Here is an 11,633-nt window from a genome sequence, read left to right on the forward strand (position 1 = left end):
GTAAAAAAGAGTAAATAAGCGATGTCTGCTACCAGAAGCGACCTGGGTGAATGGGTTCTTTATGTTGACAAAAAATATGGCGGAGCCCTCGGAACCCCGGATTTTCTTAGAGAATTTGGGAATTTCAGGATAACACTGGACACAAAAGTCGACGAAACCCTTTGCCCATTTTCAGAAGAGTATTTCAACCAACAACTTTCGGTCTATGAGGAAATTTCAGGGCGACGGCTGAACCAATCGGATGGAGAATTGCATCCGGTTAACATCCCGTCACTGCTTCACGCTGCAAATCCACTAGGAATTCGTAACGTTTCGCATGCTTCGGAGTTGGCACGCGCCCTTACCGCGCTGCTGTCGATTTCCCAGCTTGGCGTTGGCGCCAAGGTATTGGATATGGGGGCAGGCCATGGCCTCAGCTCCGAGCTGTTTTCCTTCTGCGGAGCGAATATTCACGCGATCGATATCGACCCGGCCCTCTCGGAACTCAGCAGACTCAGGAGCCAAAGACTGGGATATCCAATAAAACGAAGCATGATGAATTTTGACGATTCCGCAATACTTGAAAACAAACACTACGATGCCGCCTATTTTTTCCAGTCGCTCCATCATTGCATCAGGCCGTGGCAACTAATATCAATACTAAAAGAGAAAATCGTTGACGGTGGAGTCATAGGATTTACCGGTGAGCCCATCCAAAAATCTTGGTGGAAGCATTGGGGGATTCGGCTCGACTATGAGTCTGTGTATGTTGCACGTAAATATGGCTGGTTCGAATCCGGATGGTCTCACAAATTCATCCGTGATTGCTTCGAGCGGAACTCAATGAAGCTGAAGTTCTTCAGCGGTGGCCATGGCGGCGGAGAAATCGCCATCGCTTCCGCCGATGAAAACAGGTTGGCAGCCATAGCCGGCCGTGCCCGTGCCCTTGGGCACGCGGAAGTCATGAGAAGCGGCAACGAGTCCCAGCCTTCCGAGCATTATCAAACCCAGATTGGCGAGGCGGCGGAACTGTGCGGACGGACCGCATTCCGCACCAGCGTTCCACGGCGCAATGGAAGCTACCTGTGTTTCGGGCCTTATGCGACCCTGGAACCGGGGCACTATAGCGTATCGCTTCTGCTGGAGCGCTCAGACGGTCACGATGCGGCTACACCCGAGTCACGGGCCGTATTCGATGTCGTGCGCAATTGGGAAAGGAATATTATTCTCCAGAAGGAGTCTTATTCCGTCGAGAAAAACAAGCTCCTTCTCATAGAGAAAAATTTCACGATAGACAGCGAGCTCCAGAATATGGAGGCCCGGTTGGAAATCATCGGGCCTGATACATGGACCTGTACATACCCTCATTTCCGGAAACTCTGATCCGGGAGGCGGCAGCCTAGCCGGTATTCTGGCGTTCAGCTGAGCGCCAACCGGATGGGAGCATTCAGGTTTTCACTGCGCGCAACGGAACCGCTCCGGTCCCTTGCCCCATCGGCTGCCCTTCCGGCGGCGGCTCGTCGTTCAGCAGCAGCTTGATCGGCACGTTCAACAGATCGCCCTGCCGCGCCTCGGCGGCGTCGAGCAGGCGGGCGGTGCGCTCCTGCCAGGGCAGGTCGAGCCCGCCCAGCCCATGGACGGAGCCGCGCATGCCGATGCCGAGCGCCTTCATCAGGTCCAGCAGCGTCGCCTCTCCCATGTCGCGGGTCGCCACCCAGGCGTCGCGCGTGGTGTGGGCGACCCAATGGGCGTCGCGCAGCTGTTCCAATATGCCGTCGATCAGCAGGGTACCGACCGGCACGCGGCCGACCAGGGTGCGGCGACGCAGGCCGACGCCCAGCCGGCTCGCCTCCATCAGCTCGTGCAGCACGGCCAGCGCCAGCGCCAGCCGCTGGGCCGGCAGCAGCCCCTCCATGCCGCCGCGGGTGACCTTGCCGGCCCGCCATTCCGGCAGCGAGGCGGCGACCACCGCACCGAACAGCACCGTCGACCAGGCGATGTAGAGCCAGAACAGGAAGATCGGCACCACCGACAGGGCGCCGTAGATGGTCTGGTAGGCCGGATATTCGCGCATGTACCAGCCGAAGACCGCCTTCGACCCCTCCAGCAAGATCGAGCCGATGGCGCCGCCGCACAGCGCATCCAGCCAGAAGACATCGCGGTTGGGGATGATCAGGTACAGAAGCGAGCAGCCCAGCAGTTGCAGGCCGAAGGGCAGCAGCATGCCGATGCCGGCCAGCGGATGGACCACTCCTTCCAGGTGCGCCAGTTCCAGTGCGGTCCACAGCGTGCTGGACAGCGACAGGCTGGCGCCGGCGAACAGCGGCGTCAACGAGACCACCGCCCAGAAGGACAGGATGCGGGTCACGTAGGACCGGGGTTCCCGCACCCGCCAGACGGTGGCGAAGGATCCCTCTATGGTCCAGATCAGCAGAACCGCCGACATCGCCAGCCCGATCACCCCGAAGATCGGCATCTGCCCGGCATTGGCCATGAAACGGCCGAGATATTCCAGGATCGCGTCACCGATCTCCGGCACCAGGTTCTTGATCAGGGCGGTCTGGATCCGCATCTGCAGCGCGCTGAAGGCCGGAAAGGCCGAGAAGATGGCGAAGCCGATGGTCATGATCGGCACGATCGCCAGCAGCGAGGTGTAGGTCAGCGCCGCCGCGGTCTGGAAACAATTGTCGTTGTAGAAGCGCAGCATCGAATGGCCGAAGAAGCCGCCCAATTCCCGGAGGCCGGACAGGATGCGGCCGCGCTCCTCCTGGTGGCGGAAGCCGTCAGGATGGGGCATGCGACGACTCCCGTGGCAAGACCGCCCGCGTCGGTTTGACCGATGGATGCTTTCGTGTAGGATGCGCCCCACTTTTCGCGGCAATACCCGCAGCACTTCCGTCGTTCACGAGGTTCCGATGTCCAATCCGATGCCGCTCATGGCCGGCAAGCGTGGCCTGATCATGGGCGTGGCCAACGATCGTTCGATCGCCTGGGGGATCGCCTCCACCCTGGCCCAGCACGGGGCGGAGCTCGCCTTCACCTATCAGGGCGACGCCCTGCTGAAGCGGGTGAAGCCGCTGGCCGAACAGGTCGGCGCCAAGCTGGTCCTGCCCTGCGACGTGACGGACGAAGCCAGCATCGACTCGACTTTCGCCGCCATCGAGACGGAATGGGGTGGGCTGGACTTCGTGGTTCATGCCATCGCCTTTTCCGACAAGAACGAGCTGGACGGGCTGTATCTGGATACGACGCGGGCAAACTTCCTGCGCACCATGGACATCTCCTGCTACTCCTTCACCGCGGTGGCGCAGCGCGCCGTGCCGCTGATGAAGGACGGCGGCAGCCTGCTCACCCTATCCTATTACGGCGCCGAGCGCGTCATGCCCCATTACAATGTGATGGGTGTCGCCAAGGCGGCGCTGGAGGCCAGCGTGCGCTATCTGGCCGTCGATCTGGGTGGCCGCGGCATCCGTGTCAACGCCATCTCCGCCGGTCCGATCAAGACGCTGGCCGCCAGCGGGATCGGCGATTTCCGCTATATCCTGAAATGGAACGAGCTGAACGCCCCGCTGAAGCGCAACGTCACCATCCAGGAGGTCGGCGGCGCCGGCTTGTTCCTGATGTCCGACCTGGGCAGCGGCGTCACCGGCGAGGTGATGCATGTCGACAGCGGTTATCACACCGTCGGCATGGTCGCGGTGGACGAGGCGGCCGAGGTCGCCAGCCTGCTGGGCTCCCTGGGCGGCGGGGCGAAGACGGGCGCCTGAGCCGGCCGTCCTTGCCGCACCGGCAATGGCCATCGTCATGATGAGGAGGGGGATCGGTCTGCCGATCCCCCTTTGCGTTTGCGAAAACGGCGTCTATGATTTGTACGAAATTCGCGGAGCTAGGTAATATTCATGCGCGCTCGCAAGAAAATGGACTCGGTTTCTCCGATTCTTGAGCAAATTCTCTACGGCGGCTCCAGCGTGTCGATGAATCTCATCGCCATCACACGCGAGATCCCCGAAGAACAGCGCATGTTCAAGGCGCAGGGGCTGAACAACTCCATCCTGTTCAAGTACCCCAGCTTCGACGATCGCGACGACGACGGCGGCGATCCGATCGCAGAGGACGAGGAGATGGAGGGCGGCGAACGGCCGGTGGAAACCGGCATCTACGTGCCGCACAACGCCAAGTCGCCGGAGGCCGGCGGCGTCGCCGTCTATCTGCGCGGCCGCAACAGTGCCGCGCTGCTGGAAGAACAGTTCGGCATCAAGCACAGCCCGCAGGAAAACGGCATCATCGGCGACATGAAGATGCTGTCGATGATCGACGACGTGCCGTCGCTCGACGCCTTCCTGCTGAAGACCTGCTTCGAGGCCGAGAAGGTCAACGTCGATCCCCGCCATTGGCTGATCAGCAACGAGGAGGACCACCAGCTTCGCCGCCTGATCCGCGCCCGCATCGAACCGATCGTCCGCAAGGCCCTGTCAGGCAGCCAGGGCAGCGCCCAGAGCGTCGAGCGCTTCCTGGAAGCGATCTGGAATCCCAACCTGGAAGAAGCTGGCCTGTTCGTGTCCGCCTTCGGCATCGAGCGGTCGGAAGCCGACACCATCTTCAGCGCCTGGAAGGGCACCACCTTCTACGAATACCAGTTGCGCCGCATCGCTCCGCGCGCCCGCACCATCCTGACCTGGCTGAAGTCGCGCGACTGCATCCCGGTCGACATCCGCATGCACAAGCCCTACGAGACCCAGCTGCTGATGCACATCGAGAAGGTGGGCAAGCTGCTGGAGACGACACTGCTCGACATCCGCACCATCCTGTCGGATTACGAGACCTCGTTCAGCAGCTTCATGAACGGCCAGCCGGAACCCTTCCGCGACTATCTGCGCAGCATCCGCTCGCGCTACTGGCTGCTCGGCTACTGCGTGTCGGCGCTCACCAGCGTGGCCCATCTGGACGCCCGCTGTATGAAGAACACGCCGTCGCGCAAGCTCTATTTCGAGGGTTTGCAGAAGCTGCTGCGCCAGTTCGACGTCGCGCTCGACCGTCGGCGCGAGCAGAAGGGCGCCTTCTGAGGCGGCCTCTTCTCTCCCTCGCCGGAAGCCCCAAAGAAGAAGGGCGGCGCCTCGCAGCGCCGCCCTTCTTCTTTTCGGAACCAACCGGTTCGGGTGGATCAGGTGCCCTGCGGCTCCGGACCCATGCCGCTGCCTTCCTGCCCGCTGCTCGGCGGGACGGAGGAGCGGCGGCCGCTGCCGGTGGTCGGACGCGGCGGGACGGCGGAGATGCTGTCGCGGTCGTCGTCGCGCAGGATCGGCTCGCCGCGCAGCAGGCGGTTGATCTCGTCGCCGCTCAGCGTCTCGTACTCCAGCAGGCCCTTGGCCAGGGTGTGGAGCTGGTCGATGTTCTCGGTCAGGATCACCCGGGCGCGGTCGTAGCTCTCGTCGACGATGCGGCGGATTTCCTCGTCGACCAGCTGGGCGGTGCGATCGGACATGTTCTTGTGCTGGGTCACCGAATGGCCCAGGAACACCTCCTGCGTCGGCTCGCCGTACAGCAGCGGGCCGAGCTTGTCGCTCATGCCCCACTCGGTCACCATGCGACGCGACATCTCGGTCGCCATCTTGATGTCACCCGACGCGCCGGTGGTCACCCGATCCTTGCCGAAGATCAGCTCCTCGGCGATGCGGCCGCCCATGGCGACGCACAGGTCGGCCAGCAGCTTGGCCTGCGACAGGCTGATGCGGTCGCCTTCCGGCAGGCGCATCACCATGCCCAGCGCACGGCCGCGCGGGATGATGGTGGCCTTGTGGACCGGATCGCTGTCGGCGCAATGGATGGCGCAGATCGCGTGGCCGGCCTCATGGTAGGCGGTCAGCTTCTTCTCGTCCTCGGTCATCACCATGGAGCGGCGTTCCGCACCCATCATGACCTTGTCCTTGGCGGCCTCGAACTCGGCCATGCCGACGACGCGCTTGCCGATGCGGGCCGCCAGCAGCGCCGCCTCGTTGACCAGGTTGGCCAGATCGGCGCCGGAGAAGCCGGGCGTGCCGCGGGCGATGACCTTGGCGTCGACGTCCGGAGACAGCGGCACCTTGCGCATGTGGACCTTGAGGATCTTCTCGCGGCCCAGCACGTCGGGGTTCGGCACCACGACCTGGCGGTCGAAGCGGCCCGGACGCAGCAGCGCGGGGTCGAGCACGTCCGGACGGTTGGTCGCGGCGATGAGGATCACGCCCTCGTTCGCCTCGAAGCCGTCCATCTCGACCAGCAGCTGGTTGAGCGTCTGCTCACGCTCATCGTTGCCGCCGCCCAGGCCGGCACCACGATGGCGGCCGACCGCGTCGATCTCGTCGATGAAGATGATGCAGGGGGCGTTCTTCTTGCCCTGCTCGAACATGTCGCGGACACGGCTCGCGCCGACGCCGACGAACATCTCGACGAAATCCGAACCGGAGATGGTGAAGAACGGCACGTTGGCCTCGCCGGCGACGGCGCGCGCGGTCAGCGTCTTGCCGGTTCCGGGAGGGCCGACGAGCAGGCAGCCCTTCGGGATCTTGCCGCCCAGCCGCTGGAACTTCTGCGGGTCCTTCAGGAACTCGACGATCTCCGTCAGCTCCTGCTTGGCCTCGTCGATGCCGGCGACGTCGTCGAAGGTCACGCGCCCGACCTTCTCGGTCAGCAGGCGGGCACGCGACTTGCCGAAGCCCATCGCCTTGCCGCCGCCGGACTGCATCTGGCGCATGAAGAAGATCCAGACGCCGATCAGCAGCAGCATCGGGAACCAGGACAGCAGCACCGAGAACAGCGACGGCACGTTGCTGTCGTCGGGGACCGCATTGATCCGGACGTTCTTGTTGGTCAGGCGCTCCACCAGCCCCGCTTCGGGCGGGACATAGGTGCTGAAGGAGCGGCCGTCGGTGAAATGGCCGGAGACCTGGTTGCCTTTGATCGTCACGTCGGCGACCTGGCCCCGATCCACTTCGGCGAGAAGCTCGCTGAACGGAACGGTCGTCTGCGGGCTGCGGGTGGAGGAACTCTGGAACAGATTGAACAGGGCCACGAGCAGCAGCCCTATGATGATCCAGAGCGCGAGGTTCTTGCCGAAATTGTTCACGTCACACGCCTTTCTGCGAACCCATCGCCATGCGGTGCGCCGACAAGGCCGCACCCCGGTCTCCTACGGGCACGTTCCCAGATTAAATAATGCCGCCCCGGTCCGAAACAACCGTAAAAGCTGGTCTTCCCAACGACAAAAGCGGAACGAAGGTCGCGCGATCCATCGGGTGCTGTCCATCCGCGTCAAACCCGTATGCGCCGCCAAATGTCGGCAATGCAAGCAGTTCGTTTCCCGACCAAAGGCTTGGCAGCGAATCCCGCACCGGGGCGGGCAACTCGGGCACGCTTCCGGCAGGCTGCCGGCCCACCCATTCGCGCCAGCCGGCGGCCCCCAGCGCCGCCACCGTGACGGGGCGCTGGCGAAGCGGCGACAGCCGGAGGTCGAAGCGACGGTCCCAGCGGATCCGCCCGCCAGGCGGCACGGCCAGACGTTCGACCGCCGCCGCCGGTTCGCGCGCGATCATCACCGTGCCGCGCCGCATCCGCACCGTGCAGCCGGCGAGCGTGCCGCCCTGCCCTGCAGCCAAGGCGCCGAGCAGCCGCTCGACCGCCTCGTCGCGAATGGGATGGGCCGGGGCGCCGATGGCCGAGAGCCCACGGGCCAGCAGCCGCAACGCGATCTCCTCCGGCGCTGCCAGCAGCGGTCCGGGCGCCAGCGTCATCCAGCCTTCGGGGTGCAGGGTCGCGGTCTCCGCCAAAAGCGCGGCGGTCACGCGCTCCAGTGCGGCGCGCGCCCGGCCGGCGCGGCGGGCGACGTCGCACAGGCGGTCGCGGTCCAGCCCCTCCTCCGCCAGCGTTTGGCGGACGGCGCGCAGCCGGGCACGGGCGAAACGGGGATTGCGGTTGGAGGGATCCTCGACCCAGTCCAGCCCCTCGGCACGGCAGGTCGCCAGCAGCCGGTCATGGGGGAAGCCCAGCAGCGGCCGGATCACCCGCACGGCGCCCTCGGCGCGCACCGGCGCCATCCCGGCCAGTCCGTCAATGCCGGAGCCGCGGGCCAGCCGCAGCAGCACGGTCTCCGCCTGATCGTCCTGGTGATGGGCGAGCGCCAGATGCAGGATCCCGGCATCGGCGCAGGCATCGGCGAGCAGGCGGTGCCGTGCCTCCCGCGCCGCCGCCTGCAGCCCGGCGGCCGGTTTGTCGCCCTCCCAGCGCAGGATGCGGTGCGGCACGCCGAGCCCGGCCATTGTCCGGCCGACCGCCTCCGCCTCCGCCTCCGAGTCGGGGCGCAAGCCATGGTCGACCGTCAGCGCCAGCAGGCTGCCGCCGCGCTGGGCGATCCAGCGGCGCAGCAGCAGGACCAGCGCCAGGCTGTCACCGCCGCCGGACAGGCCGACCGCGACCGCCGGAGCCGGCTCGAAGCCCCCTCGCACCGCCCCCGAAGACGCCCCCGGAAAAGTCATCGCGCGGTCGAACTCGCCCGACTCGATCGGGCGGACGTGGTCGCGACCGGATGCAGTCCCGGCCATCAGGCCGGGCAATTGATGCGCTTGCGCTCGGTATCGGCCCGGCGCTTCACGCTGGCCGATGCCTCGGGGAATTTGCTCAGCAGCTGGGCGAAGGCGGTGCAGGCGTCCGACTTCTTGTTCATCTGCTGCAGGGTCATGCCCAGCTTCAGCAGGCTGTCGGCCGCCTTCGGGTTGTTGCGGTACTTCGACAGCACCTCGGCGAAGGCCTGGGCCGCTTCCGGGAACTTGTTGCGGACGTAATAGCTCTCGCCCAGCCAGTACTGCGCGTTGCCGGCATAGGCGTGGCTCTTGTTCTTGACGATGAACTCCTGCAACGCCTTCTCCGCCCGGTCATAGTCGGAGTTGCGCAGCAGCTCGAAGGCCTGCTCATACTGCTTTTCCGGCGACAGGCCGGCGGTGGAGGGCGGATTGGCCGCCGCACTCTGCGCCGGCTTGTCGGCGGCCTTCCTGTCCTCAGCCTTCGCGGCCTTGGTCGGGGCCGAATCGGACATCGCGCCGCCCATCGCTCCCCCCATGGCGCCGCCGCCCTTCTCCAGCTCCTTCAGGCGGAAATCGATGTCGGCGTTCACCTTCTCCAGCCGCTCGCGCAACTGGGAAACCTGATAGGTCGATTCCTCGTACTTGCCGGTCAGGTCCGACATGACCCGTTCCAGGTTCTGCAGCCGGATCTCGAAATCGGCGGCCACGGACGGCGACAGCTGCGCCACCTCCACCGGGCCTCCCGATTGAGCGCCGCCAAGCGCCGCCACCTGGGTTTCCAGCGAGTGCAGGCGGTCGATCTGGCTCTTCGACTGGGCAAAAGCCGGGCTTGCCGCGAGCAGGCTGCCCAGCATCAGGGCGGCGACGGGACGGATGTTGGTCATGCGCGTGGGATCCTGGGAGAGATCTGGGAGAGACCTTAGGAGAGATCGGGGCCGGAAGCGGGCCGAAGCCCTGCCCACGGCGACCGTAGGAAACGAAAGAGGCGAGGCGATGGCGGCTGTTTAGCAGAACTCGCGCGCGCCCGCCAACAACCAGCCGACCAAAAGACCCGGGCCAAAAGAAAAGGCGCCGCACCGGTTGCCCGGCGGCGGCGCCCCTTCCAATCCCCCTGAGGCGGGGACCGGCGTCAGTTGACGACGGTCACGCCACGGCGGTTCTGCGACCAGGCGGCCTCGTTCGAGCCGACCACCGCCGGACGCTCCTTGCCGTAGGACACGACATTGACGCGGTTGGCGGGGATGCCCTTGGCGGCCAGGTAGTTCTTCACCGAGTTGGCGCGGCGCTCACCCAGAGCCAGGTTGTACTCGCGGGTGCCGCGCTCGTCGGCATGGCCCTCGACGGTGACGGTGACCGAGCCGTAGGTCTGCAGCCACTTGGCCTGACGGTCCAGCGTGGCGCGGGCCTCCGGCGACAGGTCGAAGCGGTCGAGGCCGAAGAAGACGCGGTCGCCGACGTTGACGACGAAATCTTCCGCCGAGCCCGGACGGACCGACGACTGCTGGGCACCGGTGTTGGCGCCGTTGGCGGCGTCGTTCGGCGTGGATTCGCAAGCGGCGAGCAGAGCGACCGCGGCGAGAGCGAGGAACTTCATACGCATGTTCAGGGACCCCTTGAACGACACTCGTTGATTGGCCGGTTCTTGTCTGCACGGGAACCGCTTCTTTCCGCCAAGCCCCGACGAAAAGACGACATCCGACCTTTGTCTTGAGCATTGCTCCCGCGCTGCCGCAAAATAGGACTACTCCACTAGGGAATCAAGGGCGACCACGCCGGATCCGATCCGTCGACGGGCGTGCTGACCCGGCGTTCGTTCGCGCCGGTGATGTCGATGCTGTACAGCTTGGCATTGCGGCCGCGGCCGTCGCCCGACGGCAAGTCCTTGAAGAACATGAGGACGCGGCCGTTGGGTGCCCAGGTCGGCCCTTCGACATGGAAGGCTTCGGTCAGGATCCGTTCTCCCGTCCCATCCGGACGGACTACGCCGATTGCAAAGCTGCTACCCCGTTGGCGCGTGAAGGCGATCAGATCGCCGCGCGGCGACCAGACCGGCGTCCCATAGCGGCCCTCGCCGAAGGTCAGCCGCTTCACGCCCGACCCGTCGGCGCTCATGGTGTAGAGCTGCTGCGTGCCGCCGCGGTCCGACTCGAAGACGATCCGCTGGCCGTCAGGCGAATAGCTGGGGCCGGTGTCGATGCCCGGCGCGTCGGTCAGCTGGGTCTGGCGGCGGGTGCGCAGGTCCAGCGTGTAGATGTCGGTGTTGCCGTTCTGGGCCATCGACATGATGACCTTGTTGCCGTCCGGCGAGAAGCGCGGAGCGAAGGTCATGCCGGGGAAGTCGCCCAGCACCTCCTGGCGGCCGGTGTCGATGTTGAACAGGTACACGCGCGGCTTCTTGTTGAAGTACGACATGTACGTGATTTCCTGCGACGTCGGCGAGAAGCGCGGCGTCAGGACCAGCGTCTGGCCGTCGGTCAGGAACTGATGGTTGGCGCTGTCCTGGTCCATGATGGCCAGCTGCTTCTTGCGCACGTTCGCCGGGCCGGATTCGGCCACATAGACGATGCGCGTGTCGAAATAGCCGTCCTCGCCGGTCAGGCGCTTGTAGATGGCGTCGGCGACGATGTGGGCGATGCGGCGCCATTCCTGCGGCGAGGCGCTGTAGCTCAGCCCCTGCATATACTGGCCGGCGGCAACGTCCCACAGGCGGAAATCGACCTTCATCCGGCCGTCGCCGCCTGTCGTGGTGTTGCCGGCGACCAGCGCCTGGGCGCCCAGCGCCTTCCAGTCCTGGTAGCGCGGCTCGCCGGTGCGCAGCTGGTCCGGCGTCTGCAGGAAGCCGCGCGGGTCGAGCGGCTTGAACAGGCCGGAGCGCTCCAGGTCGTCGGAGATGACCTTGGAGATGTCGGCGCCCATCTGCGCGTCACGCCCGCCCGATCCGGCGAAGCTGGTGATCGCGATGGGCAGCGGCTCGGACACGCCCCGCGTGATGTCGATGCGCAACTCGGCGCGCGCCTCCTGCGGAGCGGCAACGCCGAGGGAGAGGAGAAGCGCGCCGGTGGCCCCGGCCAGCTTCATCAGAAGCCTGGTCTTCGTCTTCAT

9 protein-coding genes are annotated in these 11,633 nt (G+C 65.4%); 3 read left to right on the forward strand and 6 right to left on the reverse strand.

Annotated elements, in window-relative coordinates:
- The first annotated feature begins 21 nt into the window (after positions 1-21).
- The gene (locus ABMY26_RS23130; protein WP_372396975.1) at positions 22-1,362 is read left to right on the forward strand and encodes a class I SAM-dependent methyltransferase; all 1,341 of its coding nucleotides are present in this window, start codon (positions 22-24) and stop codon (positions 1,360-1,362) included.
- Between the two features lie 64 nt (positions 1,363-1,426).
- On the opposite strand, the gene ABMY26_RS23135 is transcribed toward ABMY26_RS23130, so the two are convergent.
- A complete protein-coding gene (locus ABMY26_RS23135; RefSeq protein ID WP_372396976.1) occupies positions 1,427-2,776 on the reverse strand; it encodes a YihY family inner membrane protein in 1,350 nt (449 codons plus the stop codon).
- Between the two features lie 118 nt (positions 2,777-2,894).
- Here ABMY26_RS23135 and fabI point away from each other — a divergent pair, with 118 nt between their 5' ends.
- The gene (gene fabI, locus ABMY26_RS23140) at positions 2,895-3,746 is read left to right on the forward strand and encodes an enoyl-ACP reductase FabI (protein WP_372396977.1); all 852 of its coding nucleotides are present in this window, start codon (positions 2,895-2,897) and stop codon (positions 3,744-3,746) included.
- 207 nt (positions 3,747-3,953) lie between these two features.
- The gene (locus tag ABMY26_RS23145) at positions 3,954-5,042 is read left to right on the forward strand and encodes a hypothetical protein (protein ID WP_372399054.1); all 1,089 of its coding nucleotides are present in this window, start codon (positions 3,954-3,956) and stop codon (positions 5,040-5,042) included.
- A 98-nt stretch (positions 5,043-5,140) separates the two neighbouring features.
- Here ABMY26_RS23145 and ftsH read toward each other — a convergent pair whose 3' ends face one another.
- The 5 genes from ftsH to tolB all read right to left on the reverse strand — a co-directional run bounded on the left by ftsH (position 5,141) and on the right by tolB (position 11,633).
- Positions 5,141-7,081 carry an ATP-dependent zinc metalloprotease FtsH gene (gene ftsH, locus ABMY26_RS23150; protein WP_372396978.1) on the reverse strand — a complete coding sequence of 647 codons (1,941 nt, stop codon included), beginning with the start codon at positions 7,079-7,081 and terminating at the stop codon, positions 5,141-5,143.
- Positions 7,082-7,163: 82 nt separating this feature from the next.
- Positions 7,164-8,552: a tRNA lysidine(34) synthetase TilS gene (tilS, locus tag ABMY26_RS23155; protein WP_372396979.1), complete on the reverse strand. Its 1,389-nt coding sequence runs from the start codon at positions 8,550-8,552 to the stop codon at positions 7,164-7,166.
- Positions 8,552-9,415 (reverse strand): tol-pal system protein YbgF, encoded by an 864-nt coding sequence (ybgF, locus tag ABMY26_RS23160; RefSeq protein ID WP_372396980.1) that lies wholly within the window; start codon positions 9,413-9,415, stop codon positions 8,552-8,554. The genes tilS and ybgF overlap by 1 nt, the downstream gene beginning before the upstream one ends.
- 245 nt (positions 9,416-9,660) lie before the next feature.
- Positions 9,661-10,131, reverse strand: a complete 471-nt coding sequence (pal, locus tag ABMY26_RS23165) for a peptidoglycan-associated lipoprotein Pal (protein WP_045582361.1) — start codon at positions 10,129-10,131, stop codon at positions 9,661-9,663.
- A 149-nt stretch (positions 10,132-10,280) separates the two neighbouring features.
- Positions 10,281-11,633, reverse strand: coding sequence for a Tol-Pal system beta propeller repeat protein TolB (gene tolB, locus ABMY26_RS23170; RefSeq protein ID WP_372396981.1), 1,353 nt, complete (start codon positions 11,631-11,633; stop codon positions 10,281-10,283).

This window comes from Azospirillum sp. HJ39, assembly GCF_041507355.1.
Lineage (GTDB): Bacteria > Pseudomonadota > Alphaproteobacteria > Azospirillales > Azospirillaceae > Azospirillum > Azospirillum thiophilum.

Coding starts and splice junctions, on each gene's coding strand:
- ABMY26_RS23130 (WP_372396975.1), top strand. CDS start 22: ATGTCTGCTACCAGAAGCGACCTGGGTGAATGGGTTCTTTATGTTGAC.
- ABMY26_RS23135 (WP_372396976.1), bottom strand. CDS start 2,776: ATGCCCCATCCTGACGGCTTCCGCCACCAGGAGGAGCGCGGCCGCATC.
- fabI (WP_372396977.1), top strand. CDS start 2,895: ATGTCCAATCCGATGCCGCTCATGGCCGGCAAGCGTGGCCTGATCATG.
- ABMY26_RS23145 (WP_372399054.1), top strand. CDS start 3,954: ATGAATCTCATCGCCATCACACGCGAGATCCCCGAAGAACAGCGCATG.
- tilS (WP_372396979.1), bottom strand. CDS start 8,552: ATGGCCGGGACTGCATCCGGTCGCGACCACGTCCGCCCGATCGAGTCG.
- ybgF (WP_372396980.1), bottom strand. CDS start 9,415: ATGACCAACATCCGTCCCGTCGCCGCCCTGATGCTGGGCAGCCTGCTC.
- pal (WP_045582361.1), bottom strand. CDS start 10,131: ATGCGTATGAAGTTCCTCGCTCTCGCCGCGGTCGCTCTGCTCGCCGCT.
- tolB (WP_372396981.1), bottom strand. CDS start 11,633: ATGAAGACGAAGACCAGGCTTCTGATGAAGCTGGCCGGGGCCACCGGC.